At 69.0% G+C, this 24,729-nt stretch carries 23 protein-coding genes and 1 pseudogene; 16 read left to right on the forward strand and 8 right to left on the reverse strand.

All coding sequences use genetic code 11. The features are described from left to right. Positions 1 to 48: 48 nt before the first annotated feature. Positions 49 to 2,385: a phosphoenolpyruvate synthase gene (gene ppsA / locus BUE16_RS06935; protein WP_073307951.1), complete on the reverse strand. Its 2,337-nt coding sequence runs from the start codon at positions 2,383 to 2,385 to the stop codon at positions 49 to 51. Positions 2,386 to 2,597: 212 nt separating this feature from the next. Here ppsA and BUE16_RS06940 point away from each other — a divergent pair, with 212 nt between their 5' ends. Further along, positions 2,598 to 3,137, forward strand: coding sequence for a hypothetical protein (locus tag BUE16_RS06940; protein WP_073307953.1), 540 nt, complete (start codon positions 2,598 to 2,600; stop codon positions 3,135 to 3,137). 95 nt (positions 3,138 to 3,232) lie between these two features. On the opposite strand, the gene BUE16_RS06945 is transcribed toward BUE16_RS06940, so the two are convergent. Then, complete coding sequence (locus BUE16_RS06945) at positions 3,233 to 4,228, reverse strand: PhzF family phenazine biosynthesis protein (protein WP_073307955.1); 996 nt, start codon at positions 4,226 to 4,228, stop codon at positions 3,233 to 3,235. Positions 4,229 to 4,370: 142 nt separating this feature from the next. Next, positions 4,371 to 4,886 carry a nucleoside deaminase gene (locus BUE16_RS06950; protein ID WP_073307957.1) on the reverse strand — a complete coding sequence of 172 codons (516 nt, stop codon included), beginning with the start codon at positions 4,884 to 4,886 and terminating at the stop codon, positions 4,371 to 4,373. A 279-nt stretch (positions 4,887 to 5,165) separates the two neighbouring features. Between BUE16_RS06950 and BUE16_RS06955 the strand changes: the two genes are divergently transcribed. Together BUE16_RS06955 and BUE16_RS06960 are read left to right on the forward strand one after the other, a co-directional pair. Next, positions 5,166 to 5,663 carry a LabA-like NYN domain-containing protein gene (locus BUE16_RS06955; RefSeq protein WP_073307959.1) on the forward strand — a complete coding sequence of 166 codons (498 nt, stop codon included), beginning with the start codon at positions 5,166 to 5,168 and terminating at the stop codon, positions 5,661 to 5,663. Next, entirely contained in the window at positions 5,660 to 6,133 is a 474-nt protein-coding gene (locus BUE16_RS06960; protein ID WP_073307961.1) for a PUA domain-containing protein, read from the forward strand. Before BUE16_RS06955 ends, BUE16_RS06960 begins: the two co-directional genes overlap by 4 nt. Positions 6,134 to 6,306: 173 nt before the next feature. On the opposite strand, the gene BUE16_RS06965 is transcribed toward BUE16_RS06960, so the two are convergent. Together BUE16_RS06965 and BUE16_RS06970 are read right to left on the reverse strand one after the other, a co-directional pair. Beyond that, the gene (locus BUE16_RS06965; protein ID WP_073307964.1) at positions 6,307 to 7,158 is read right to left on the reverse strand and encodes a presenilin family intramembrane aspartyl protease; all 852 of its coding nucleotides are present in this window, start codon (positions 7,156 to 7,158) and stop codon (positions 6,307 to 6,309) included. Between the two features lie 26 nt (positions 7,159 to 7,184). Further along, a complete protein-coding gene (locus BUE16_RS06970; protein ID WP_073307965.1) occupies positions 7,185 to 8,108 on the reverse strand; it encodes a presenilin family intramembrane aspartyl protease PSH in 924 nt (307 codons plus the stop codon). 166 nt (positions 8,109 to 8,274) lie between these two features. Between BUE16_RS06970 and BUE16_RS06975 the strand changes: the two genes are divergently transcribed. The 6 genes and pseudogenes from BUE16_RS06975 to BUE16_RS07000 all read left to right on the forward strand — a co-directional run bounded on the left by BUE16_RS06975 (position 8,275) and on the right by BUE16_RS07000 (position 15,113). Continuing rightward, positions 8,275 to 9,018: an Lrp/AsnC family transcriptional regulator gene (locus tag BUE16_RS06975; protein ID WP_073307967.1), complete on the forward strand. Its 744-nt coding sequence runs from the start codon at positions 8,275 to 8,277 to the stop codon at positions 9,016 to 9,018. Between the two features lie 300 nt (positions 9,019 to 9,318). Continuing rightward, positions 9,319 to 9,875 (forward strand): annotated as a pseudogene (locus tag BUE16_RS06980) (potassium transporter TrkG); the annotation flags it as partial. Beyond that, complete coding sequence (locus BUE16_RS06985) at positions 9,872 to 10,072, forward strand: hypothetical protein (RefSeq protein ID WP_073307969.1); 201 nt, start codon at positions 9,872 to 9,874, stop codon at positions 10,070 to 10,072. The pseudogene BUE16_RS06980 and the gene BUE16_RS06985, both read left to right, overlap by 4 nt. A gap of 184 nt (positions 10,073 to 10,256) precedes the next feature. After that, positions 10,257 to 10,589: a DUF7518 family protein gene (locus tag BUE16_RS06990; protein ID WP_073307971.1), complete on the forward strand. Its 333-nt coding sequence runs from the start codon at positions 10,257 to 10,259 to the stop codon at positions 10,587 to 10,589. A gap of 83 nt (positions 10,590 to 10,672) precedes the next feature. Continuing rightward, a complete protein-coding gene (smc, locus tag BUE16_RS06995) occupies positions 10,673 to 14,260 on the forward strand; it encodes a chromosome segregation protein SMC (RefSeq protein ID WP_073307973.1) in 3,588 nt (1,195 codons plus the stop codon). After that, positions 14,253 to 15,113 carry a segregation/condensation protein A gene (locus BUE16_RS07000; RefSeq protein ID WP_079991538.1) on the forward strand — a complete coding sequence of 287 codons (861 nt, stop codon included), beginning with the start codon at positions 14,253 to 14,255 and terminating at the stop codon, positions 15,111 to 15,113. The genes smc and BUE16_RS07000 overlap by 8 nt, the downstream gene beginning before the upstream one ends. Positions 15,114 to 15,620: 507 nt before the next feature. Here the strand turns inward: BUE16_RS07000 and mtnP are convergent. After that, positions 15,621 to 16,499, reverse strand: a complete 879-nt coding sequence (gene mtnP / locus BUE16_RS07005; RefSeq protein ID WP_073307975.1) for an S-methyl-5'-thioadenosine phosphorylase — start codon at positions 16,497 to 16,499, stop codon at positions 15,621 to 15,623. A 130-nt stretch (positions 16,500 to 16,629) separates the two neighbouring features. Between mtnP and BUE16_RS07010 the strand changes: the two genes are divergently transcribed. The 3 genes from BUE16_RS07010 to BUE16_RS07020 all read left to right on the forward strand — a co-directional run bounded on the left by BUE16_RS07010 (position 16,630) and on the right by BUE16_RS07020 (position 20,131). Then, the gene (locus BUE16_RS07010) at positions 16,630 to 17,220 is read left to right on the forward strand and encodes a methyltransferase family protein (RefSeq protein ID WP_073307977.1); all 591 of its coding nucleotides are present in this window, start codon (positions 16,630 to 16,632) and stop codon (positions 17,218 to 17,220) included. Positions 17,221 to 17,277: 57 nt separating this feature from the next. After that, entirely contained in the window at positions 17,278 to 18,585 is a 1,308-nt protein-coding gene (locus BUE16_RS07015) for a 5'-deoxyadenosine deaminase (RefSeq protein ID WP_073307979.1), read from the forward strand. A 106-nt stretch (positions 18,586 to 18,691) separates the two neighbouring features. Beyond that, on the forward strand, positions 18,692 to 20,131 hold the full coding sequence (locus BUE16_RS07020) for an MATE family efflux transporter (protein ID WP_073307981.1): 1,440 nt from the start codon (positions 18,692 to 18,694) through the stop codon (positions 20,129 to 20,131). A gap of 32 nt (positions 20,132 to 20,163) precedes the next feature. Here the strand turns inward: BUE16_RS07020 and BUE16_RS07025 are convergent, their stop codons facing one another. Continuing rightward, positions 20,164 to 21,120, reverse strand: a complete 957-nt coding sequence (locus tag BUE16_RS07025) for an AEC family transporter (protein ID WP_073307983.1) — start codon at positions 21,118 to 21,120, stop codon at positions 20,164 to 20,166. Positions 21,121 to 21,132: 12 nt separating this feature from the next. Further along, positions 21,133 to 21,852: a phosphoribosyltransferase gene (locus BUE16_RS07030; RefSeq protein WP_073307985.1), complete on the reverse strand. Its 720-nt coding sequence runs from the start codon at positions 21,850 to 21,852 to the stop codon at positions 21,133 to 21,135. A gap of 427 nt (positions 21,853 to 22,279) precedes the next feature. On the opposite strand from BUE16_RS07030, the gene BUE16_RS07035 reads away from it, so the two are divergent. The 4 genes from BUE16_RS07035 (at position 22,280) to dapA (ending at position 24,729) form a co-directional block, all read left to right on the forward strand. Further along, positions 22,280 to 22,669, forward strand: coding sequence for a hypothetical protein (locus tag BUE16_RS07035; protein WP_073307987.1), 390 nt, complete (start codon positions 22,280 to 22,282; stop codon positions 22,667 to 22,669). A 132-nt stretch (positions 22,670 to 22,801) separates the two neighbouring features. Next, a complete protein-coding gene (locus tag BUE16_RS07040; RefSeq protein ID WP_073307988.1) occupies positions 22,802 to 22,981 on the forward strand; it encodes a hypothetical protein in 180 nt (59 codons plus the stop codon). A gap of 173 nt (positions 22,982 to 23,154) precedes the next feature. Next, the gene (locus tag BUE16_RS07045) at positions 23,155 to 23,415 is read left to right on the forward strand and encodes a sensor histidine kinase (RefSeq protein ID WP_073307991.1); all 261 of its coding nucleotides are present in this window, start codon (positions 23,155 to 23,157) and stop codon (positions 23,413 to 23,415) included. A 390-nt stretch (positions 23,416 to 23,805) separates the two neighbouring features. Further along, positions 23,806 to 24,729 carry a 4-hydroxy-tetrahydrodipicolinate synthase gene (gene dapA / locus BUE16_RS07050; protein ID WP_073307993.1) on the forward strand — a complete coding sequence of 308 codons (924 nt, stop codon included), beginning with the start codon at positions 23,806 to 23,808 and terminating at the stop codon, positions 24,727 to 24,729.

The raw sequence follows: 24,729 nt of genomic DNA on the forward strand, positions 1-24,729 counted from the left end.
ATTAGGGGTTGCGCTTTCGGGCGGGCGGTGCGCGCTCGCGGGTGCCGATCAGCGCACGTCGTCGAGGATCAGCTTCTGCTCGGTGCGCTTGACTTCGTGTTGCACGTCGCGGACGGCGTCGATGTTCGCGGAGATGCTCGTGACGCCCTCTTCGACGAGGAAGTCGACCATCTCCGGCTTCGAGCCGGCCTGTCCGCAGATGCTCGTGTCCACGTCGAGTTCGCGGCACGTCTCGATCACGTCGCCGATGAGCGAGAGGACCGTCGGGTGGAGCTCGTCGAAGCGGTCGGCGACGTTGCTGTTGTTGCGGTCGACCGCGAGGGTGTACTGCGTGAGGTCGTTCGTCCCGAAGGAGGCGAAGTCGATGCCGCAGTCGGCCAGCTCCTCGATGGCGAGCGCGCTCGCAGGCGTCTCGATCATCACGCCCCAGCGTCGCTTCGCGGGGTCGATGCCGACCGCCTCCATGTGGCGCTTCGCGGCCTCGACATCGGCGGCGTCGTTGACCAGCGGGAGCATCAACTCGACGTTGTCGTACCCCATCTCGTAGAGGCGCTTGAACGCAGTCAGCTCCTGTCGGAACACGTCGGTCTTATCGAGCGACCGGCGGATACCCCGCCACCCCATCATCGGGTTGTGCTCGTTCGGCTCGCTCTCGCCGCCCTCCAGCTCGCGGAACTCGTCGGTCGGCGCGTCAAGCGTCCGCGCGCGAACGGGACGCGGGTAGAACTCCTCGGCGACCTCGCGGATGCCGTCGACCAGCTCCTCGACGTACGCGTCGGCGCCGTTGTCGGCGATGTACGTCTCGGGCGTGACGCCGAGCGACAGCACCATGTGCTCGATCCGCAGCAGGCCGACGCCGTCGGCGCCGGTCGCGGCTGCGCGCTCGGCCGCCTCTGGGATGGAGACGTTCACCTTCACCTCCGTCGCGGTCATCGGCTTGACCGGCGTCTCGGGGCGGACCGCCTCGACGGGCTCGTACTCCTCCTCCTCCTTGGTCGCGCGTCCCTGTCGGATCGTCCCCTTGTCGCCGTCGATGGTGACGACCTGGCCGTCCGAGAGCGCGCTCGTGGCCGAGCCGGTACCGACGACCGCCGGCACGCCGAGTTCGCGCGAGACGATGGCGGCGTGGCTGGTCATGCCGCCCTCGTCCGTGACGATGCCGACGGCACGCTTCATCGCGGGCACCATGTCCGGCATGGTCATCTCGGTGACGATGATGTCGCCCTCGGCGACCTGGTCGAGGTGGTCGAGCTTTGTGACGATCCGGACCTCACCGGAGACGATTCCCGGCGAGGCACCGAGCCCGCGGAACAGTACCTCGTCGTCATCGTCGGTCTTGCCCGCGTTCGCGCGCGAACTCGACCCGGTGTCGATGCCCCCGTTCGTCGCGGCTTCGCGCTCCTGTCCCGAGGGGCCGGACCCGGTCGAGCCCGAGGCGTCCGAGATCGTCGTGATCGGACGCGACTGGAGCATGTACACGTCGCCGTCGTAGACGGCCCACTCCACGTCCTGCGGGGCACCGTAATGATCCTCGACCTGTCGGCCGAGATCGACGAGTCGCTCGATCTCCTCGTCGGTGAGCACTCGGGCCTCGCGCTTGTCCTCGGACACGTCGCGCGTGACGGTCTCGCCCGTCTCGGGGTCCTTCTCCATCAGGATCTTCTTGTCGGCGACGGTGACCTCGTCGACGGTCGCCGTCTCGCGGTCGACGACGTAGTTGTCGGGGGAGACCGAGCCGGAGACGACGGCCTCGCCCAGGCCCCACGCGGCCTCGATGATGATCTCGGGCTCACCGGTCGAGGGGTGAGAGGTGAACATCACGCCGGACTTCTCGGCGTCGACCATCCGCTGGACGACGACCGCGATGTCGACCTCGCTGTGCGGGAACCCCTTCTGCTGGCGGTAGTAGATCGCGCGCTGGGAGAACAGCGACGCCCAGCACTCCTTGACCCGCTTCAGCAGCGCGTCCTCTCGGACGTTGAGGAACGTCTCCTGTTGTCCCGCGAAGGAGGCGTCCGGGAGGTCTTCCGCCGTTGCCGACGAGCGGACGGCGACGAACGCCTCGCCATCGTCGCCCATCGAGCGGTAGGCGTCGAGGATCTCCTCGCGGACGGTCTCGGGCAGTTCCGTCCCGAGAATGAGATCTCTGGCGGTCTGCTCGGCCGCGCGCAGCGCCGCGGAGTCCTCGGGGTCGATCTCCATCGCGGCGAACAACTCCTCGTCGATGCCCGCCTCCTCGATGAACGTCCGGTAGGTGCCCGCGGTCACCACGAACCCCGGCGGGACCGGCAGGCCGGCGCCGGTCAGCTCCCCCAACGAGGCTCCTTTCCCGCCGACGGTGTCCAGGTCGTCGGCGGTGACGTCGTCCAGCCAAAGTACAGCCATTTCGTGTCTGGACGGACCGAGGACGGAACCATGAAGGTATCGACCGACGCAACGCCGAGGAACTCTGTACTCGGTTCTGAGTTCCTCTCGACGCGTTTCGCGGCGTCTCGTGAGGGCCGTGATCATGGGCCAAGCGCCGCGGTCGACGCTCGCGGAACCGCGTTCTTCCGGCGGACCGCGAGCTTTTCGACGCTGCCGTCCCCACCGCCGGTATGAGCGAGCGAACCGACCGCGAGGTCGCCGGGGAACCGGCCGTGGATCCGACCGACGACCCTCCCGAAGAGCCGTACCTCGCGGCGGCGGCGGCCGATCGGTGGGACGTCCTTCGGTACGAAGACGACCCCGAGCCGGTCCACCGCGTCGTCCCTGCCGGCGCCGGGTCCGCCGTGGTCACCACGTACACGCGCCGGGCACGCTCGCGTCGCCGGATCGCGCTCGCGCTCATCCCGGTCGCTGCGGTCGGGCTGCCCGCCGCGGGCTGGCTCCTCGCGGGCACGCTCGGCCTCGCTGCCGGCGCGGTCATCGGGGCCGTCACGGCCGCGGTCGTCGTGCGCCGCCACGTCGGCGAGGGCGAAGCGGGGCCGACGGACGTGCCCGAGGTCGTCGCCGCCAGCGTCGACGCGGCGACCGCACGCGAGTACGGCCTGGAGAACGAGGCGATGATCGCCGACGCCGAGGCGCACCTCGACGCGAACCCCGGTGCGGCCCCCGACCGTCCTCCGGAGGAAGCGCTCGAAGCGGCGCGATACTGATCGAAGCTCCGACTCTGTACCGGGGTTCGCGGTACTATCGAGTTTAGACAGTGAGACAATTATCGCAGTACTGCAATCGGTTTCGGAGTAACTCGTCAGATCTCGATGATATCGTTGTCCTCGCGTTCGGGAACGCGGATCCGCCCCTCGAACGCGGTGACCGCGTCGCCGCAGACGACCGGTGCGCCGCCGTCACCACCGCCAGCACCGGCGCGCACCCGAACCACTCCGGGGCGGTCGACGTAGTGGCCCTGCTCGAACACCATCTCGGCCGGCGTCCCCGCGTCGCTGTCCCCGGGATCCGACCCCGGAACGTCGGTCGTGTCGCCGCCGCTGAACGCGGCGAAGTGGTCGAGGTAGGCGCCGCAGGCGCCGCTTGCGGTCCCCGTCACCGGGTCCTCGTCGATGCCGCTCCCCGGGACGAAACACCGGCCGTGGGCGGTGGAGTCGGCACCGAGCGCGTCGAAGGTGAACGCGTACACGCCGGCGGCGTCGTGCTCGTCGGCCAGCGCCGCGACGGCGCCGTAGTCCGGCGTCATGTCGCCCAGGTGTTCGAGGAAGTTCACCGGGACGACGAGGAACGGCAGCCCCGAGGTGGCGTACGCGACGGGGAGTTCGGCGCCCACGTCACGGAACGCCTCGCCGTCGACGCCGAGCACGTCGCCGAGGCGGTCGTAGTCGGCCTCGACCTCGTACACCGTCGGGGGGTTCTGCGTCATCCACACGCGCCCCTCGTCGGTCACCTCGACCTCGATGACGCCGACGTTCGTCTCCAGCGAGTGGGTGCCGGCGTCGATCGCTCCCCGCTCGTACAGGCGGGCGTGAGCGGCGACGGTCGCGTGCCCGCACAGGTCGACCTCCGTCGTCGGCGTGAAGTAGCGGACCCGGCGGTCGGCCTCGCCGGACGGTCGCAGGAAGGCCGTCTCGCTAGCTCCCAACTCGTTGGCGATCGCCTGCATCTGCGCGTCGTCGAGGCCCTCGGCGTCGGGGACGACCCCCGCGGCGTTGCCGTCCGTCGGTTCCGTGGTGAACGCGTCGACGAGCGCGGCGTCGCGTCGCGCGTCGCCGGACGCGTCGGTGGCGTCGGTCATGCGCACGTCTCCGACCGGGCGCGACAAAACACCCCGTGGTTCCGCGGTCGCCGGGGTGTCGCGGGCGACCGTGCGGCGCCGGTCCGTCCTCCTGGGTGGTTCCGGTCGGGCTCCGATCCGGACCGCAGTCGTCGGGGTTCGGTCACTCCGTGCGGTCGACCGCGCCGCCCGACTCCTGGTGGACGGCGTCGCCCTCCTCTGGCAGCACCGGCCCCGCGGCGATCACGTCGCTGCCGAGTCGGTCGTACACCTCCGTGGAGGGAAGACACGAGTCCGCGCCGTACAGCTCGGCGCCGCGCTCGGCGGACGTAGCGTGGACGACCGCGCCGAGACCGACGTGGGCGATGCCGCCCGCGCACATCGGGCACGGTTCCGTGCTGGTGTACATGATGAGGTCCGCGCGCTGGGCCGGCGAGAACTCCCGCGCGGCGCGGTGAGCCAGCGTCAACTCGGGATGTCGGCGCACGTCGTCCTCGGTGACGACCGCGTTGCGCTCGGTCATCACGACCTCGTCGGCATCGGCGCGGACGAGCACCGAGCCGTACGGGTCGTCGCCGCGTTCGGCGGCGCTGCGGGCGAGGTCAATCGCCTCGCGGACGTGTTCCTCGTGGATCAGGTCGGTGAAGCGAGCCGGCAGATCACCGGGGGGCAGTGCCATACTGGTGGGTATCCACCCGGAGACGTGTAGCTGTCGGCAGTGCCACGAGCGGGATCCGGCACCGTCGGCATCGAGGCCGTTAGTATCGGCGATACCGACGGCATCGGCACTGTCGGAGACCGTCCGACGCCCTCGCGATCGACGCCCGGCTCCGATTCGGAGGACCGGCCGGCGAATTCGTCGGGGAGGCCGGTCGCGGATGCGGCCGAACCGTGGCCCGCCGCGGGGGCGCGAGCCGCGCCCCGACAGGACTAACTCGCCCGTCCAACACCGTCCGGTATGACCGAGATTCACGAGGGACAGCGGGTGGCCGTGTTGGCCGACTCACAGAACCTCTATCACTCCGCACAGAGCGTCTACTCGCGCAACGTCGACTACTCGAAGATGCTGGAGAAGGCCGTGATGGGCCGCCAGCTCACGCGGGCGATCGCGTACGTCATCCGCGCGGATTCGCCCGACGAGGAGTCGTTCTTCGAGGCGCTGCGCGACATCGGCTTCGAGACGAAGATCAAAGAGATCAAGACGTTCGGCGACGGGTCGAAGAAGGCCGACTGGGACGTGGGGATCAGCCTCGACGCCGTCACGCTCGCCGACCACGTCGACACCCTCATCCTCTGCACCGGCGACGCCGACTTCTCCCGGCTCTGTTCGCACCTCCGCCACGAGGGCGTCCGCGTCGAGGTCGTCGCCTTCGAGGAGTCCGCGGCGGCGGACCTGAAGGCGGCCGCCGACTCGTTCATCGACATGAGCAAGCGCGAGGACACTTTCTTGTTATGAGCGGCGACGCGACCCTCGACGACCTGCGGACGGTCGCCGACTACCAGTTCGGCGCCGGCGCCGGCGGGGCCCTGTTTCCCCCCGACGAGGACGTGACCGTGCGGCGCTCCACCAGCGGCCGCCCCCGACAGGTCACCTGCGACGCCGGGCGGGTCGTCTCCTACCGGACCGACGGCCGGTTCACCCTCGGCGTCGAGGGCGGCCGTCGGCTCCGCTCCGCGCTGGCGCACCCCGAGTACAGCGTCGTCGTCGGCGACGAGTCGGCGCCGTTCGTGCGCGACGGGAAGAACGTGTTCGCGAAGTTCGTGAGCGAGGTCGGCGACGCCGTCCGCCCGCGCGACGAGGTGACTGTCGTCCACGAGGACGGCACCGTGTTGGGCGTCGGCCGCGCGGAGCTGGCGGCCGCGGAGATGCGCGACTTCTCGACGGGGATGGCGGTAAAAGTGCGGTCGGGCGCCGTCCCGGAGTGACCGGCGCCCGGAGACGGGTTCCCGCGTTCCCCGCTCGGGGACACAGTGGCGACCCAGGCACGCGAGCCTCCCGCGTCCGCGGGTCGGGACAGGCTCGAAATAAATGTGTCGGCGGGATCGCCCGACTTCGGACCGATCCGGAGCCGGCGAGCGCGGCACGACACCGGCCGCCGTCACGCGAGCAGCAGCGCCGCCCAGCCGGCGAGCGCGCCGCCGTTCACGAGCGGTAACCCGGCGTGGACGCCGCGGACGCGGTGGACGAACACCTGGAGCGCCGCGAGGCCGACGAGCGACCCGACGAGCGGCGCGCCCGCGGCAAGCGGGGCCGACGAGGCGACGCCCACGCTCGCCGTCAGCATCGCGGGGAACAGCGCGTCGCCGGCGCCGAGTAGCGTCGCCGCCGGCCGACCGCCGCCGGTGACCGTCGCCGCGGCGTCGGCGTCGCCGTCGCCGTCGTCGGTGGGAACGACGAACATCGACGGAACCCGGAGCGCCGCGCTCGCGTCGGCCACGTCCAGCATGTGGCCCGAGCCGTAGACGGCGTAGGCGTCGTAGCCGGCCGCGACGACGAGCGCGGCGGCGGCGTACGCCGGGTCGAGGCTCGCGCCGAACAGCGCGGCGCCGCCGGCGACGCCGACGACCGCGACCGCGTTGCAGACCGCGGGGCGAGGGACGCGCCACGCGAGCAGCGTGCCGGCGAGGGCGGCGACCGCGCCGGCGACGGGGCCGAGGAACGCTGACAGCGCGAACCACTGGGCGGCACAAAGCGACGCGAGCATGACCCCGCGAACGAGCCGGCGGTCGGCGCCGTATCGGACCACCGCCAGCGAGAGGACGGTTCCGACGACGAGACCGAGGACCAACGGGACGAGCGCGTCGCCGCCGCTCCCGTAGCTCACGCCCGACCCGGCGAGCCGCGGGGCGGCCGCGAGCGCGAGCACGTGGACCGCGAGAAACAGCGCGCTGATCCCGACGGCGCCGCGGACGCGAGGGTCCCGGCGGACGCGCGTCAGTTTCCCGACCATGGGGCGACCGGTCACGGGACGATCTGTCACAGGTACCGCGCCACCCCGAGCGCCCGTACGAGCGGGACGCCGGCGAGAACCGAGCCGAGCAGGTAGCCGCCGATGGCGCCGCCGTTCAACAGCGGGAGGCCGGCGTGGGGGCGCCCCTTCAGCACCATCCGCAGGAGGACGCCGAGGCCGACGAATGTCCCGACGATGGCGAGCAGCGTCGGCAGCCCCATCGCGGGGACGATCGGGAGTCCGAACGCCGGCGCGGGCGACCAGAACGCCGCGGAGGCCGCCATCACCGCCGGCATCACCGCGTCGCCGAGGCCGATGAAGAAGACGTCGCGCTCGTCTTCGTCGGTCACCTCGGTGGCGCCCTCGGTCGACCCCTCCTCGAGCAGCGAGTACGACCACTCCAGCGGGATGACGAGCACGACGGGGATGTTGAGGTCAAGCACGCCCTCCGCGAGGTCGAGCATGTGCTCGGTGCCGTACACGGAGACGGCGTCGTACACCGCGAGCACCGTCAGGAGCACGATCGCCGGGAGGAGGCCGAACGAGATGCCGAACAGCCCCGCGGCGCCGGCCCCCATCAGCGCCCCGGCGGCATCGATGACGTACCACTCGGGGTACGCGAGCAGCGCGACGGTCACGAGTCCGGCGGCGGCGACGGCCGCGAGCCCGGGGAGGAACACCGAAAAGACGTACCACGAGAGCATGCCGGAGGAGCCGACGATGACAAGCCGGACCGCCCAGTCGAAGTCGTACTTGAACGCCGCGAGCATCAGCGCCGTGACCACGAGGATGGCGCCGAGGTACAGCGCCGAGTTGGCGGGGTTCTGTGGGTCCTCGACGGTCTGGTAGCCGGCCGCTTCGAACGTGGGCGCCAGCGAGACGGCGCCGACGTGGACCACGAGGAACAACAGCCCCGCGAGGAGGACGCCGCGGACTGCGCGAGCCTTCATTGCCTGCCGGTTGGGATGGCCCGCGTTTGGTGGTTGTGGTTGCGGTCGCGGTCTCGCTCGGGATCGCGGTCGCGGTTCTACGGCCGCTCGCCGACGGCCGACCGTCCGTGTCGACTGCCGACCGTCCGTGCTATCGTTTATGAGTCCATTCGCCTGACTACCCCATATGACCGAACGGCTCGACTCCATTGACCGCCGGATCCTCTATCGCCTCGTACAGGACGCGCGCGGCACCTCCGCGCCCGACATCGCCGACGAGGTGAACGTGACATCTGGGACAGTTCGCAATCGTATCGATCGACTAGAACGCGAGGGAATTATTAGGGGCTACCACGCCACCATCAACTTTGAGCGGGCCGGCGGGCGGCTGACGAACCTGTTCACCTGCACGAGCCCCGTTCCCGAACGCGACCGGCACGCGAAGCAGGCGGCAGAAATCCTGGGCGTCGTCCACGTGCGCCAGCTCCTCAGCGGCCGGGGGAACCTCCACGTCACCGCGGTCGCGGAGGACATGGACGGACTCACGCGGATCGCCCGCGACCGCTCCGCGCTCGGGATCGAGATCGACGACGAGAACCTCGTGGAGTCCGACACCCACCGGCCGTACGGGGCCTTCGGTCCCGACGACGCCAGGGAGGGGCAGTCGATCGCCGACTTCATGTCGCTGTCGGCGGGCGCGGAGGTGATCGAGATCGCCGTCGGCGCCGACGCGCGCGTCGCCGGACTGACGCTGGCGGAGGCGAACGACGTCGGGATTCTCCACGAGGGCGTACTTATTGTCTCCGTCGAGCGAGAAGAGGACGTTCTCACCCCGAAGGGCGACACGCGACTCCGGCCTGACGACCTCGTTACGCTGTTCTGTCGCACGGGCGTCTCGGACGACCTCATCCGCGTCTTCGGGAGCGGCTGACCGGCGTCACGCCCCGCCGTCTGCCGTCCCGCCCTCGCTCCGCTCGCCCTCGTCGCGATTCTCTGTCGTCCCTCTCTCCCGTCTCTCTCCTCGTCGCTCCCGTCGCCGGAGGCGGCACCGTGCGCCACCGAATCGGGGTCGACGCTGCCGAGGTAGTGCCAGTGAAGCGCCGACGCTGCCGCGAACGGATTGTCTCCGTCCCCGGACTGTGCGGGGAACGGGTCCCGGCTGACCGCATACAACGCCGTCTCCACCACTTCTCGTTGCCCGTTCACCACGGCGTAGCTGTCGACGATCACCTCGACCCGGGGGCCGTTCCAGACCGCCGTCGAGGCGACGAACGTGGCGCTCGGACGGTGGCCGGCGACTGCACAGCTCACCGTGACGTTCGGGATGGTCGTCGGGGGGCCGCCGGATCGACGGTCGGCGGGATCAAACTCGCCAGGCTCGCGACCCTGATAAAGGGGATCGGCCACCAGATCGCCGGCGTGTTCTACCCGGACAGCGCCGTCCGCCGCTTCCGGATCAACGGCCGGGCGCTCGACGAGCGCGAGGCCGACCGCGAGTTCGGCGAGGCGGCGATCGTCACCGTCCTGTGGGTCGCCTTCCTCGTCGCCGGCGTGTTCGTCCTGCTGCTCACGCTTCCTGACGGGGCGTACACCCTCGAGAACGTCCTCTTCGAGGTCGCGAGCGCGCAGGGCAACGTCGGCCTCTCGGCAGGGATCACCGGGCCCGACTCCCTGCCGACCCCGGTGAAGGTGATGTTTCTGTTCAACATGTGGATCGGCCGACTGGAGATCATCCCGATCCTCGTGACGCTCAGGGCGGTGTTCAACCGCGGGGGACTGTACCGATGAGGCCCGACGACCTCCCGGTCGTCCGGACTGTCCTCCGAACCGGTGCCGACGACCGTGGCTACGACGCGCTCCTGCTCGCCGGGCCGGTCGTCCTCGCGCTCGTCGCCGTGCTCGGACGCGGTCCGTCGACGACGGCGCTCGCGGCGGGGTACATCGCGGCGTTCGCGGGCCGCACGGCGGTCAACGCGCTCTGGTGACCGCTGCGACCGACCCACCTGTTCGCGATAGCGTGGGTTCTGTATCGCTCGCTGCGGTTTATGCGTGCTCGAAGTAAACCGGCCCGGATGTGGCTCTATCGCCGGATATCAGCACGTACTGACGTTGTGTCCCCGTCCCGGATGTCTGACGCGGGTTTATGACGCTGGGAGCGTGTCCCCGTGTATGGGAAATCGGGTCGAGGATCTCGAGGCGCAGGTCGCTGAGTTACAGGCTGCAGTCGACGGACTGACCGAGGAGCTGGTGGAGGCGAAAGAGCGCATCTCGCAGTTGGAGCGCGCGACCGAGGTCGAAGAAGAGTCGACCACGAGTCGGAACCCGAACGCGGAGTTCGTCCCTAACGAGTCGGCGACCGACGGCGTTGCCGGCGGCGACGACGACCGCGTGGCGGCCGACGAGGAGGGCTCCGCGCAGAAGGCGGCGCGCGGCGCCGACGGGGAGGCCGCCGAGGAGTCCGACTCCTCCGACGACGACTCCGACGACATCATCGTCGCGTAACGACCACGGTCGCGTAATCAACCCCGCCGACGCTGCCGAACCGCAGCGGCGCGGCGGACACCACACCACCGTTCCACTCACGCATGCACATCACGGAACTCGTACTGGACAACTTCAAGAGCTTCGGGCGCCGGACGCGGATCCCCTTCTACGAGGACTTCACGGTCATCACCGGTCCGAACGGGTCGGGGAAGTCGAACATCATCGACGGGGTGTTGTTCGCGCTGGGGCTCGCGCGCACGCGAGGCATTCGCGCGGAGAAGCTCACCGACCTCATCTACAACCCCGGCTTCGAGGGCGGCGAGGGACCGACCGGCGAGCGCGAGGCCAGCGTCGAGGTCGTCCTCGACAACGCCGACGGGACGCTCGACCGCTCGCAGGTCGTCAGCGCCGCCGGCAGCGACGACATCGGCGACACCGAGGAGATCACCATCAAGCGCCGGGTGAAAGAGACCGACGACAACTACTACTCGTACTACTACCTCAACGGCCGGTCGGTCAACCTCTCGGACATCCAGGACCTGCTCGCGCAAGCCGGCGTCACCCCGGAGGGGTACAACGTCGTCATGCAGGGCGACGTGACGGACATCATCAACATGACGCCCCACGAGCGGCGGGGCATCATCGACGAGATCGCCGGCGTCGCTGAGTTCGACGCCAAGAAGGAGGACGCCTTCAGCGAACTGGAGACCGTCGAGGAGCGCATCGACGAGGCCGATCTCCGGATCGAGGAGAAAGAAGAGCGGCTCGACCAGCTGGCCGACGAACGCGAGACCGCCCTCCAGTACCAGGACCTCCGCGACGAGAAGGAGGAGTACGAGGGGTATCTGAAGGCCGCCGAGTTAGAGGACAAGCGCGCCGACCTCGAGGGAACCCGCGAGTCGATGGCGACGCGAGAGGACGAACTCGAAGACCTCCGCGCGGAACTCGACGAGCGACAGGCGCGGGTCGACGACCTGGAGGGCGACCTCGAGGAGATCAACCGCGAGATCGAGCGCAAGGGCGAGGACGAGCAGATCGCGATCAAAGCCGAGATCGAGGAGATCAAAGGCGACGTCTCCCGCCTCGAAGGGAAGATCGAGAACCAGCGCGAGCGCGTCGAGGAGGCCGAGACCGAGCGACGCGACGCGTTCGTCGCAATCGACAAGAAGACCGAGGAGATCGACGAGCTCGAGGCCGACATCCGCGAGACGAAAGTCGAGAAGGCGAACCTGAAGTCGACGCTCACGTCGAAACAGACCGAGCTGGCGGAGGTGCAAGCCGAGATCGACAGCGTCGACACCGAGTTCGACGAGCTGAAGGCCGAACTCGCGGACAGCAAAGAGACCCTGGAGGAGCTCCGCGCCGAGAAGAACGAGCTCCAGCGCGAGAAGGACCGGCTCCTCGACGACGCGCGCCGACGGTCGAACGAGATCGGCGACGTGGAAGACGAGATTCAGGAGACGCGCGAGGCGATCCCTCAGTTGAACGAGCGAGTATCGAACCTCCACTCGGAACTCGACAAGGCGGAGAAAAACAAAGCCAGCATCGACGGGGTCATCGAGGACTTGCGCGGCGAGAAGGCCGAGTTCCAAGACGAACTCGACGAGGTCGAGGAGGACATCCGGGCGAAACAACAGGAGTACTCGAAACTGGAAGCGCGGGCGGGCGACTCCGGCGACACCTCGTGGCCGCGGGCGGTGACGACCGTGAGGAACGCCGACTTCTCGGGCGTCCACGGCCCCGTGGGCGAACTCGCGTCGGTGCCTGGCGAGTACGCGAAGGCGTGTGAGACCGCTGCGGGCGGCCGCCTCGCGAACGTCGTCGTCGACGACGACGGCGTCGGCTCCGACTGCATCGATTACCTGAAACAGCGCAACGCCGGTCGCGCGACGTTCCTCCCGATCACGGAGATGGACGACCGCGGCCTCCCGTCCCTGCCGAACGACCCGGGCGTCGTCGACTTCGCGCGCAGCCTCGTCGACTACGACCCGGAGTACGAGGGGATCTTCTCGTACGTCCTCGGGTCGACGCTCGTCGTCGAGGACATGGAGACGGCTCGCCACCTGATGGGGAACTATCGGATGGTCACCCTCGACGGCGACCTCGTCGAGAAGTCCGGTGCGATGACCGGCGGCTCCGGCGGCGGCTCGCGCTACTCCTTCTCGAAGTCCGGGAAGGGGAAACTGGAGCGCGTCGCCGAGGAGATCCACGACCTGGAGGACGAGCGTCAGCGGATCAAAGCCGAGATCGCCGACATCGACGACGACCTCGAGGACGCCCGCTCGCGTGCCTCCGACGCCGCAGAGAAGGTCCGCGACATCGAGTCCGACATCGAGCGCGCCGAGGAGAAGCTCGGATCGAAAGAGGAGCGGATCGACGAGCTGGAGGACCGACTCGACGAGCTGCGCGAGGAGCGCGAGTCCGTCGACGAGGAGATGACCGAACTCGACGAGGAGATCGACGCGGCGGACGACGAGATCGGGACCGTCGAGGCCGACATCGAGGAGCTGGAGACCGAACTGGCCGACTCGAAGATCCCGGAGCTGTCGGCGAAGGCCGACGAGATCCGCGCGGATATCGACGATCTCGAGGCGCGGATGGACGACCTCGACGGCGAGTTGAACCAGCTCCAACTGGAGAAGCAGTACGCCGAGGACGCCGTCGACGACCTCCACGACACCGTCGAGGAGGCGCAGTCGAAGAAGGCCGACGCCGAGGAGGCGATCGACGAGTTCGAGGAGCGGATCGCCGAGAAGGAATCGACCTTGGAGGCGAAGCGCGAGGCGATCGCAGAGCTGGAAGACGAACTCGCGGACCTCAAGGAGGAGCGCGAGGCCGTCAAGGAGTCGTTCCGCGAGGCGAAGTCCGCCCGCGACGAACAGGAGAGCGAGGTCGAGCGCGTCGTCTCGAAGCTGGAGTCACTTCGCGAGACCGCCGAGCGGCTGGAGTGGGAGATCGACTCGCTGGAAGAGCAGGTCGGCAGCTACGACCCCGAGGAGATCCCCGACCGCGACACCGTCGAGTCGGAGATCGCCAGGCTGTCCGCGGAGATGGAGGAACTCGAGCCAGTCAACATGCTCGCGATCGACGAGTACGAGGACGTGCAGGCCGATCTCGACGACCTGCAGGAGCGCCGCGACGTGCTCGTCGAAGAGCGCGAGGCGATCGAGGAGCGCATCGACCGCTTCGAGTCCCAAAAGAAGGCGACGTTCATGGACGCCTTCGAGGCGATCGACGAGCAGTTCACCGAGATCTTCCAGCGCCTCTCGGCTGGGACCGGCGAGTTGGTCTTGGAGGACCCCGACGACCCCTTCGAGGGAGGGCTGACGATGAAGGCGCAGCCGGCGGACAAGCCGGTCCAGCGTCTCGACGCGATGTCCGGCGGGGAGAAGTCGCTGACGGCGCTTGCGTTCATCTTCGCAATCCAGCGGCACAACCCCGCGCCGTTCTACGCGCTCGACGAGGTCGACGCGTTCCTCGACGCGGTCAACGCCGAGCGCGTCGGCGAGATGGTCCACGACCTCGCGGGCGAGGCGCAGTTCGTCGTCGTCAGCCACCGGTCGGCGCTGCTGGAGCGCTCCGAGCGCGCCATCGGCGTGACGATGCAGTCGGACAACGTCTCCGCCGTCACCGGCATCCAGTTGGGTGACGACGGGGAGCCGGTGCCGGAGGTGAAAGCCGATGATTGAGGCGCCCGGCGACGTCTCGGTGGAGCGGCCCGACGACGTCGACGACGACGAGGTCGAGCCGGTCGAACTCCTCGTCAACCTCGCGGAGGAGGGCGAGATCGACCCGTGGGACATCGACGTGGTCGAGGTGACGGACGCGTTCCTCGACCGCCTCGACGAGGCGGACCTCCGCACCGGTGGCCGGGCGCTGTTTTACGCGAGCGTGCTCCTCCGGATGAAGTCCGACGACATGCTCGCCGATGACGATCCCGACGAGGAGGAGGACTTGGAGCCGTGGGAGGCCGCCTTCGAGGGCGGCGACGCGATGGGCGGCGACGGCGCGCCCGTCGACGACGGCTTCGACCCGGTGACCGCGTTGGAAGACGAGATGGACCGACGGCTCGACCGCAAGAGCACGCGCGGGTCGCCGGAGACGCTGGACGAACTCGTCCGCGAACTCCGGGAGGCGGAACGCGGCACGTGGTGGAAAGAGTCGCGCAAGTACGACACCAGCGAGTCGCCGCGGGGGTTCTCCCGCGGGACGCAGACGCTGGAGTACCACGGCGCCGACGACCTCCGCCGCGACGGCGAACCCGGCGAGGAGGACGTGACCGGCACGACTCACGAGGAGGACATCGAGACCGTGATCGACGACGTTCGCGCGCGGCTCAATCCGCAGTACGACCGCGGCCGCGCGGAGGTGCTGTTCCGCGAGATCGCCGACGCCGGCAGCACCGCGGTGATGACGTATCTCGCGCTGTTGTTCCTCGCACACCGCGGCGAGATCACGCTGGAACAGGACGACCTGTTCGGCGACCTGTGGGTGCGCGATGCGGGCGTCGCGACCGCCGGCGACGGGGCGATCGCGGATTGAACCACGACCGCTTTTCGCCTCGGGTTTCCTCGGCGGGCTGCGGGAACCGCTCGGCGAAAACCCGTCGATGCTGTCAGACTCGTAGAGTCTGACTGCTAATCAGAATCGCAGTGCGATTCTGCTGATGCTGCAGGAACGCTTCGCGTTCCTGCTGCTAATCAGACGCCAAAGGCGTCTGATGATGCCAAAAAGCCGCCGTCGCGGGGTTTCACCCCGCTCCGGCGGTGAACCGCTCGCTTCGCTCGCGGATGCTGGACTCAGGTCGTTCACCGACCGCGAGCGAGCGCAGCGAGCGAGCGAGCGGGCCAAGGAACCCTCGAAGCGCGGCTTCGCCGCGCTGAGGGGGTGACGCAGTGCTTTTGATCCACATTTTGCAAGCGAGGAGCCGGAGGCTCCGAGCGCAGCAAAAGGTGGGTGGGCAGCATGTACCTAACGGCCGGGTTAGCCGTCGGTCGATAAACCAAACCGTGGCGTGCAGGTGGAGATGTGCTCTCCGAATCGCCGCCCTCAGTCGTCGAGGTAGTCGTCCACGAACAGCCCGACGCGCTCGCGCGTCTCCTCCGGCACAGCCTCGCTGGGCGTGTTGATCGTGCCCTCAAGCGAGCCGTGGGCCTCGCAGTCCATGTCGTCGGGGAACGTGCGGACGGCCTCCTCGACGGTCTCCTTGATCGCCTCCTCGTTGGCGGCGGCGTTCTCCAGCACCTCCTCAAGGGTGACCTCGGCGTCCTGTTTCCACACGTCGTAGTCGGTGACGCCGGTGACGGTCGCGTAGGCCATCTCGGCTTCGCGGGCGAGTTTGGCCTCGGGGACCGCGGTCATGCCGACGAGGTCCCAGCCCTGGCTCTTGTAGAACTCCGACTCCGCCTTCGTCGAGTACTGGGGCCCCTCGATGCAGACGTACGTGCCGCCTTCGACGACGTCCGAGTCGGAGTCGAGCGAGTCGAGCGCGCGGTCGGCCGCCTCGGCGAGGTGCTCGGCCAGTTTCGGCGAGTACGGCCGCGTGATCGGCTGGTGGACGACGATCCCATCGCCGAAGAAGGAGAGATCGCGGTTCTTCGTGCGGTCGTAGATCTGGTCGGGGATCACGAGCGTCTGGGGCGGCAGTTCCTCCTTCAGCGACCCGACCGCGTTGCTGGCGATGACGTACTCGACGCCGGCCTGCTTCAGCGCGTGGATGTTCGCCTTGTACGGCAGGTCCGTGGGCGAGCGCTGGTGGTCGGGGCCGTGGCGCGGGAGGAACACGACCTCGCGGCCGGTGTCGCCGAACTCGCCGATCTCCAGATCAGAGGATGGCTCGCCGAAGGGGGTGGTGACGGACTCGGTGCGGGTGTTCTGGAGTGGGAGCGCTTCGTAGATGCCGCTGCCGCCGATGAAGCCGATGGTCATTGGTACCCGGTCGTTCGCTCGGCCGCGATAAATGGCCACGGATCGTCTGTCGTCCCCCCGGATCCTGTGGTCGACGTGGTCGTCGAGACGGATCCCCAACACTTATTCACAGACCGTCCGGCGTGGAAGTATGACAGTCGTCGGCACGCTCGTAGCCGCCGTCGGCGTCGTCGGGATGACGGCCGCCGCGGCGGTGCTCACCGGTCTCGCGGCGACGCTCGTCATCCCGGACATCAGGATCTGGCCTCCTGGCGACGACGACCGCCTCCGGAACGCCTACCTCGCGTGTTCGCGCACGTTCTTCGTGTGCTTGCTCGTCGCCGGCGCGCTGGGGTTCGGCGGCGCCGAGGTCCCAGCCGCGGCGCGGGTCGCCGGCGGCGTCCTCGCCGTCGTCGCGTTCTGGACGCTGGCACGGGCCGACCTCGGCGAGGCGAACACCCGGAGACGGGCCGACGGCCTCGTCACCGAGGGAACGTATGGGTACAGCCGGAACCCGCAGGTAGTCGGGTTCGTCGGGCTGTTCGTCGGCTACGCGCTGGCGACCGCCGCCCCGGTCGCGGGCGTGTTGGCCGCGCTCGGGGTCGCCTGGATGGTGGCGAGCGTGTTCGTCGAGGAACCATGGCTGCGCGAGCAGTACGGCGCGGCGTACGAGACGTACCGCCGCTCAGTCCCGCGGTTCGTCGGCGTCCGCACGCTCCGGCGCGTCCTCGCGCGCGACTGACCGCCGCCGGGATATCCACACGTCTTTGTACGCGCCTCCTGGACAACGGTCGGGAAAATGCTACTCGCCGGAACCGTCGTCGCCGACCCCGACACCGTCATCGATGACGGTGCGGTGGTCGTCGAGGACGACACGATTACCGCCGTCGGCGACGAGTCGACGCTCGTCGACCGCTACACCGACCACGAGCGCCGCGAGTTCGGGATCGTCGCGCCCGGCACCGTCGGCGGGCACATCCACTCGGTGCAGTCGCTCGGCCGCGGCATCGCAGACGACGTGGCGCTGCTCGACTGGCTGGAGGAGTACGTGCTCCCGATGGAGGCCGGCCTCGGCCCCGACGGGACGCGCCTCGCGGCCGAACTCGGCTATCTGGAGTGTATCGAATCGGGCGTCACGACCGTCATCGACCACCTCTCGGTCCACCACGCCGAGGAGGCGCTTTCGGCGGCCGTCGACTCCGGCATCCGGGCTCGCGCCGGTAAGGTCCTCATGGACACGAACGCGCCAGACGGCCTGCGCCAGAAGGCCGAACACGGCCTCGCGGAGACCGAGGCGCTCATCTGGAGGTTCCACGGCGCGGACGGCGGCCGGATCCGCTACGCTATCACGCCGCGCTTTGCCGTCACCTGCACCGAGGAGTGTCTGCGCGGCTGTCGCGACCTCGCCGACGAGTACGACGGCGTGCGCATCCACACCCACGCCTCCGAGAACACCGACGAGATAGCCGTCGTGGAGGAGCGCACCGGCGAGCGAAACATCGCCTTCCTCGACGAGGTCGGCCTGACCGGCGAGGACGTCGTGCTCGCCCACTGCGTCCACACCGACGAGGACGAACGCGAACTGATCGCGGAGACGGGAACGCACGTGACTCACTGCCCGTCCTCGAACATGAAACTCGCCTCCGGAATCGCGCCCGTCGAGGACTACCTCGACCGCGGTGTCAACGTCGCCCTCGGCAACGACGGGCCGCCGTGTAACAACACCCTCGATCCCTTCACCGAACTCAAGCAGGCCAGCCTGCTCGCGAAGGTCGACGCGCTCGACCCGACGGCGGTCGACGCTTCGACGGCCCTTCGCATGGCGACCCTGAACGGCGCGCGGGCGGCGGGCTTTGAGCACGTCGGCGCGCTCCGGGAGGGGTGGAAGGCCGACGTGCTCGGCATCGACACGGATCACACGCGCGCGACGCCGCTGCACGACCCGATCGGCCATCTGGTGTTCGCCGCCCACGGCGACGACGTGGCGTTCACGATGGTCGATGGCGACGTGCTGTACGACGAGGGCGCGGGCGGCCACCGAACGCTCGACGCCGAGCGGGTCCGCCGCGAGGCGAACGCGTTCGACGTTCCCGGCGTCGACGCGTGAACGCCCCGATCCCGGGCGGATCGGACGATGGCGCTGGTCGCCCCGTCGCGTGCCGTGGTACCACGTGTGAGAAGCGTTCAAGCCCCACCTTCGCTTCATAGGTGGCATGAGCGAATCCTCCTCGCCAGCGCACGCGTCGGATCTCGTCGAGGGGGATCTCCTCCGGCCGATGCTGCGCGTCGCGTGGCCGCTGGTGCTGATCCAGTTGCTACAGGTGATGTACAACGTCGCCGACACGTTCTGGCTCGGGCGGCTCTCGTCGGACGCGGTCGGCGCGCTCTCGCTGGCGTTTCCGATCGTGTTCTTGTTCATCAGCATCGGAGGCGGATTCACCGCCGCGGGCGCCATCCTCGTCGCCCAACACACCGGGGCGAGCGCCGCGAGTTCGGGGAGCTCTCGCGAGGCGGGCAAGGTCGCCGGAACGGCCCTCGGGTTCGTGATGCTCGTGGCGATGGTGCTGGGCGCGCTCGGCTACCTCGCCATCGAGCCCGCGCTGGCGCTCATCCCCGCCGACGAGCAGACCGCGACGGATATCGTCCCGCTTGCGGCGGCGTACATGCGGGTGTTCTTTCTCGCGACGCCGTTTCTGTTCGGCTTCTTCACGTTCGTCTCGCTGATGCGGGGGTACGGCGACACGCGCGCGCCGCTGCGGGTGATGGTCGTCTCCGTCGCGGTCAACGTCGCCCTCGACCCGTTCCTGATCTTCGGGTGGGGGCCGTTCCCCGCGCTCGGGATCGAGGGCGCAGCGTGGGCGACGCTCGTCTCGCGGGCGATCGCGACCGTCGTCGGCTGGTACGTCCTGTTCGGGACGCCCGCCGGGCCGACGATCCGCCCCCGCGACCTCGTTCCGAGGCCCCGGATCGTCAAGCGGGTCCTCCGACTGGGCGTTCCCTCGGCACTCGAACAGTCGGGCGTCTCGCTGGCGTTCGTCGTGCTGACTGCGCTTGTGGCGACGTTCCCGCCGGCGGTCGTGGCGGCCTACGGGCTCGGGAACCGGCTCATCTCGCTGGTGTTCCTGCCAGCAATGGGGCTTGCGCAGGCCGTGAACACCGTCGTCGGGCAGAACCTCGGTGCCGAGAAGCCCGACCGCGCGTGGCGCGCCGTCAGGGCGGCCCTCGGCGTCGTCGCCGCGGTCATGCTTCCGGTCGCGGCGCTGGCGGCGGCGTTCCCACAGCCGATCGTCCAGGTGTTCCTCCCGCCGGGATCGCCCGACGCGGGCGAGACGATCGCGTACGCCTCGACGTACCTGCGGGTCGCATCGGTGATGTTCGTGTTCACGGGGATCTTTGAGGTCTCGCGCGGGACCTTCCGCGGCGCCGGCCGGACGACGACCGCGCTCGCGCTCTCGCTGGTGGCGGTCTGGCTCGTCCGCGTGCCGGTGACGTACGCGGCGGTGTTCGTGTTCGACGTCGGGACGCCGGGGATCTGGTGGGCGGTCGTCGCCGGCGACGTCGCCGGCGCCGTCGTCGCGCTCGCATGGCTCTACCACGGGTCGTGGACGAGCGCGGTCGTCGATCCGCGGTCCGGCGTGCCCGCGGACGACTGACGCGTCCGCGCCGCCGATGTACGCCCGACGAGTCACACGAGGAGCCCGCTCTCCAACAGCGCGATCAGCCCCGTCAACATCGGGATCGACGCCAGCGTCGTCACGAGGATCACGGTACTGATATACTCCGACACCGAGACGCCGCCGACATCGAGGTCGTCGGCGAACGCGCCGACGAGGATGAGCGGAGTCACGGCCGCGGGCGTCGCCGATTCAAGGACGAACACGCGCGCGACGGTGTCGTCCTGAAAGCCGACGGCGACTGCGATGGCGACCGCGACTGCGGGCGCGACGACCATCTTCAGGATCGACGGGGTGGCCGCCTGCGAGAGCGCAGCGCCGTAGTCCGTTCGCGAAAGCTGGATCCCGAGGATGAGTAGCATCACCGGGATCGACGAGTCGCCGACCAGTTGGAGCGTCTGCATCGCGGTCCCGGCGGCGGGTGGCACGACGCCGAGCGCCCGCGCGCCCAGCGCGACGGGGACGGCCCACACGAGCGGGATCGTGAACACCCGTCGGAGCCCCTGGAGCCCGCCCCCGCCGCCGGCCCGGGAGGCGACGTACACGCCGACGGTGTAGATGAGCACCGACTGGATGGCGAGGTACAGCACCGCCGCCGCCCGGCCGCCCGCCGGGAACGCGAAGTCAGACAGGGGGATGCCGTAGTTGCCGGAGTTGGGGAACGTCGCCGCGAGCACGAGCGCCGACAGCCGTGGCTCGGGCTCGCCAAGGAGCCGTCCGACCCCCTCCGCGATGACGATCATCCCGAGGATATACGCCGTGACGGCGACCGTCATGCGCGCGATAGTGCCCCCGGAGAAGGCAGCGGTCGCGAGGCTGTGGAGCACGAGCGCGGGGGCGAGCACGTACACGACGACTGTATTCAGCGGGTCGGCGTCGATGTCGCTCGCGCGCCCGAGCGCGAAGCCGACGGCCGCGACCGCGATGATCGGGAGGACCGCCCCCGCGAAGATGTCGAGAAGCGCCACGCGGTCGTCGGGTTACTCATCGTCGGCGCCGCCGACGCCGTTGTCGAGCAGGCGGTAGCCGTCCGCGGTCTCACGGAGCACGTCCCTGCGCACCATCTCCTCGAGGACTTCCTCGACGCGGTCGGGCTGGGCGATCTCCATCTCGATGCGGTCGATGCCGTGGAACTCCGAGAGGTAGTGGCGCACGTCTTCGACGGTGAACGCCTCGGCGTCTGCCTGCTCCATCGCCCCCGAGGTGAGGTCGATCATGTCCTCGATGAAGTTCCATGGGTACACTATCCACGTCCACTCCTCGAGCTGTTCGCCGACGAAGTCGGGCTCGAACTCCGAGGTCTGCAGCAGTTGCAGTGTCGCGGTGCGCACCTCGCCGCAGTCGCGGTCGGCGACGTACTCGTGGGCGCGCTTGATCGAGCCGCCGGTGTCAGCAATGTCGTCGATGATGAGTACGTCCTTCCCCTGAACGCTCCCCTCCGGCATCGGGTAGCGGACGGTCGGCTCGCCGGACTTCTCGGCGGTTCCGACGTAGTGCTCCATCTTGAGGCTCGTGAGGTCGTTGAGCCCGAGGAAGTCGCAGATGCACCGCCCCGCGAACCAGCCCCCACGCGCGAGCGCGACAACCACGTCCGGCTCGAAGTTGGCAGCTTTCACCTGATCGGAGACGTCCCGACAGAGCCCGTAGATGTACCCCCAATTGGTGACAGTACAGTCGAAGTCGTCCGGGAGGTCGCTCATTACCGAGTTCTCGTGTCGGTGTTCGTATAAGGGTTTACAGAGGGGCTCACGGAACCCGGTGAAACACCGACCTGAGTCGTCGCCCGCGACGCACCCGGCCGACCGATAGCCTACCGGGACCGAGGGCGGCCGCGAAAGACACTCCCATCGGTCGAGGGACGCGCTCGGTCACGGTCGGGTCGCCGCGGCGGCCAACGGCGTGTACGGACCTGATACCCGGAGTTCGAACGAGTCATGGAGGTCGGCGTCCCTGCACCGGTCCGGGACGTGTGGTGAGGGTCCGAGTCCGAGTTCGCCGGTCCGGCGTTCCGATGCGCCCAGCTCCGCTTCGAGTACAGTACTCGGAGCCTGCCCCGGAGACCGCGGCGTCGAGATCTCCGCCAACCGGACGGGTTATAATTACATATCCGAGCCGGATCGGTCCCGTATGAGCACCCTGGTTCGGTCCGACGAACACTGGCTGCTCCTCATCTCCGGCTTGGGTGTCTGTCTCGGTCTCGTGCTACTCGGCGAAACGATCGCCGTCCTCGTCTGGACGCAGTCGTTCTCCTCGGAGTTCGCCGTCGGAGCCGTCACGTCGCTGCTGTCTATCGGGCCGCTCGTCTACGCGAGACGCTGGATCGAACGAAGAGACCTCTCCAGCGATCGATATCGACGGATAGCCGGCTGGTGTTTGGGTGCGAGTGCTGCGTTCTTGCTGCTCAACCTCGTGTTCATGCTCACGATGCCTCCGGAGTCGCTACAACTCGCGATCGCGTGGGCCCGATGGGCGGTCAGCCTCGGCGGGGGTGTGGGATTGCTCCTCGGAGTCTCTTAGGCGCGGGCCTTCGAGCGGGCCCGCGTCGCCGAGTGGCTCTCGGCCGAGCGGCAGGCCATAGAGCGGCAGAGCGAGCTCCTCGAGGAGTTCACCGGTATCGTCAGCCACGACCTCAGAAACCCGCTCAACATCGTGACTGGACACCTCGACCTCGCACAGGAGACGGGCGAGATCGACCACCTCGACAGGGTGGAGTCGGCCCTGGAACGGATGGAGACGATCATCGAGGAGACCCTGCTACTGGCGCGCGAGGGACAGGCGGTCGGGGAGACGATGCGGACCGACCTCGGCTCGATCGTCGGGCTGTGTTGAGGAACCGTCGAGACGGGGAACGCGGAGCTCGTCACGGAGCCGCTCCCGACGATCGAGGCTGATGGCAATCGACTCCGTCACGTCTTCGAGAACCTCTTCGCCAACGCGATCGAACACGCCGGCGAGGACGTGACGATCCGCGTCGGGCTGTTGGCTGACGGAGCGGGTTCTACGTGGAGGACGACGGCCTGGGGGTCCCGCAGAGCGAGGCGGACGCGGTGTTCGAACTGGGCCACACAACATCGTCCCAGAGCAGCGGGTTCGGGTTGGCAATCGTCGACAGAATCGTCCAGGCACACGGCTGGGAGATCCGTGCCACCAGCAGCGACACCGGCGGCGCCCGGTTCGAGCTCACGGGTTTCACGGTCGTCGAACCGCCATCGAGTCGAGAGATGGAGCCGTCCGAGTCACCGGAATCACCGATCGGCTCGTAGGGTCGCCCGAGAGGCGGTCGCAACCGTCGGGGAACACCGACAGCGCACACCGACCGCCCAGGCATTCAGATCCGCGTCACCCGTCAGCCGTGCGAGCGGCCGAGACGCGGTTCGTCGGTCGCGACGGCAGCGCACGGATGACAAATTCGGCCAACAGGGAAACGCCTTTACTCGCGTCTGATCTCTATACCGCCAATGAGCGAGACGCCGACCTCGACGCACGCCGTCGTCGAGCCCCGCGTCCGCCCCGCCTTCTCCGCGAAACCGAAACGTGTGTGAGATCGTCCTCGGCCTGGCGTAGCGGCCGGTCGGGGGTGAGTTTCGGCCCGCACTCGTACACGTACCGACAGCAGACCACCCGACGTGACCGCCGAACCACACCACACATCCATGACGATTCACCACGACACCTTCGCCGGCGTCTACCCGGCGATGACGACGCCTTTTACCGACGGAACCGACGAGGTCGACCACGAACAGCTCGCGGCCGACGCCCGCCGGCTCGCGGACGCCGGCGTCGACGGGCTCGTCCCCGTCGGCTCGACCGGCGAGGCCGCGACGCTCACACACGACGAACACGCCGAGGTCGTCGAGACCGTCGTCGACGCCGTCGATGTGCCCGTGATCGCCGGCACCGGCTCGAACTCGACACGGGAGGCGCTCGACCTCACCGAGCGCGCCGCCGACGCCGGCGCCGACGCCGCCCTGCTCATCTCGCCGTACTACAACAAGCCGGAGCCGGCCGGGCAGTACGAGCACTTCGCGACCGTCGCGGACGCCGTCGACATCCCGCAGATCGTGTACAACGTCCCGAGCCGGACCGGCCTGAACCTCGACGTGGACACCGTCGTCGACCTCGCGGCCCACGAGAACGTGCAGGGGTACAAGGCCGCCTCCGGCGACGCGAACCAGATCTCGGAGCTCGTCGAGCGAACGCGCGACGAGCGGTTCGACGTGCTCTCGGGCGACGACGGCATGACGCTCCCGCTCATGTCGATGGGCGCGACGGGCACCATCTCGGTCGTCGCCAACGTCGTGCCCGAGCGGACCGCGGAGTTGGTCCACGCGGCCCTCGACGGCGACTTCGAGCGCGCCCGCGAGATCCACCACGAGCTCGGGCCGCTGATGCGGGCGCTGTTCCGGGAGACGAACCCCATTCCGGTGAAGGAGGCGATGGCGATCCGCGGGTACGGCCCCCCGGAGATGCGGCCGCCGCTGACTCGCGGCAGCGACGAGACCCTTCGGGTGCTGACGGACCTGCTCGCCGAACTGGAGGCCGGCGGCGACGGGGCCGCCCCCGAGACGGAGGCCTGA

Origin of the sequence: Halobaculum gomorrense, assembly GCF_900129775.1 — an archaeon.
Classification (GTDB): domain Archaea; phylum Halobacteriota; class Halobacteria; order Halobacteriales; family Haloferacaceae; genus Halobaculum; species Halobaculum gomorrense.

Bases quoted from the DNA above. Each gene is read 5' to 3' on its own strand.
- BUE16_RS06985 (WP_073307969.1), top strand. From the start codon at position 9,872: ATGAGGCCCGACGACCTCCCGGTCGTCCGGACTGTCCTCCGAACCGGT.
- BUE16_RS06965 (WP_073307964.1), bottom strand. From the start codon at position 7,158: ATGGTCGGGAAACTGACGCGCGTCCGCCGGGACCCTCGCGTCCGCGGC.
- ppsA (WP_073307951.1), bottom strand. From the start codon at position 2,385: ATGGCTGTACTTTGGCTGGACGACGTCACCGCCGACGACCTGGACACC.
- BUE16_RS06970 (WP_073307965.1), bottom strand. From the start codon at position 8,108: ATGAAGGCTCGCGCAGTCCGCGGCGTCCTCCTCGCGGGGCTGTTGTTC.
- BUE16_RS07020 (WP_073307981.1), top strand. From the start codon at position 18,692: ATGAGCGAATCCTCCTCGCCAGCGCACGCGTCGGATCTCGTCGAGGGG.
- BUE16_RS06950 (WP_073307957.1), bottom strand. From the start codon at position 4,886: ATGGCACTGCCCCCCGGTGATCTGCCGGCTCGCTTCACCGACCTGATC.
- BUE16_RS07015 (WP_073307979.1), top strand. From the start codon at position 17,278: ATGCTACTCGCCGGAACCGTCGTCGCCGACCCCGACACCGTCATCGAT.
- smc (WP_073307973.1), top strand. From the start codon at position 10,673: ATGCACATCACGGAACTCGTACTGGACAACTTCAAGAGCTTCGGGCGC.
- BUE16_RS07030 (WP_073307985.1), bottom strand. From the start codon at position 21,852: ATGAGCGACCTCCCGGACGACTTCGACTGTACTGTCACCAATTGGGGG.
- BUE16_RS07035 (WP_073307987.1), top strand. From the start codon at position 22,280: ATGAGCACCCTGGTTCGGTCCGACGAACACTGGCTGCTCCTCATCTCC.
- BUE16_RS06975 (WP_073307967.1), top strand. From the start codon at position 8,275: ATGACCGAACGGCTCGACTCCATTGACCGCCGGATCCTCTATCGCCTC.
- BUE16_RS06990 (WP_073307971.1), top strand. From the start codon at position 10,257: ATGGGAAATCGGGTCGAGGATCTCGAGGCGCAGGTCGCTGAGTTACAG.
- BUE16_RS06960 (WP_073307961.1), top strand. From the start codon at position 5,660: ATGAGCGGCGACGCGACCCTCGACGACCTGCGGACGGTCGCCGACTAC.
- BUE16_RS06955 (WP_073307959.1), top strand. From the start codon at position 5,166: ATGACCGAGATTCACGAGGGACAGCGGGTGGCCGTGTTGGCCGACTCA.
- BUE16_RS07000 (WP_079991538.1), top strand. From the start codon at position 14,253: ATGATTGAGGCGCCCGGCGACGTCTCGGTGGAGCGGCCCGACGACGTC.
- BUE16_RS06945 (WP_073307955.1), bottom strand. From the start codon at position 4,228: ATGACCGACGCCACCGACGCGTCCGGCGACGCGCGACGCGACGCCGCG.
- BUE16_RS07010 (WP_073307977.1), top strand. From the start codon at position 16,630: ATGACAGTCGTCGGCACGCTCGTAGCCGCCGTCGGCGTCGTCGGGATG.
- BUE16_RS06940 (WP_073307953.1), top strand. From the start codon at position 2,598: ATGAGCGAGCGAACCGACCGCGAGGTCGCCGGGGAACCGGCCGTGGAT.
- mtnP (WP_073307975.1), bottom strand. From the start codon at position 16,499: ATGACCATCGGCTTCATCGGCGGCAGCGGCATCTACGAAGCGCTCCCA.
- dapA (WP_073307993.1), top strand. From the start codon at position 23,806: ATGACGATTCACCACGACACCTTCGCCGGCGTCTACCCGGCGATGACG.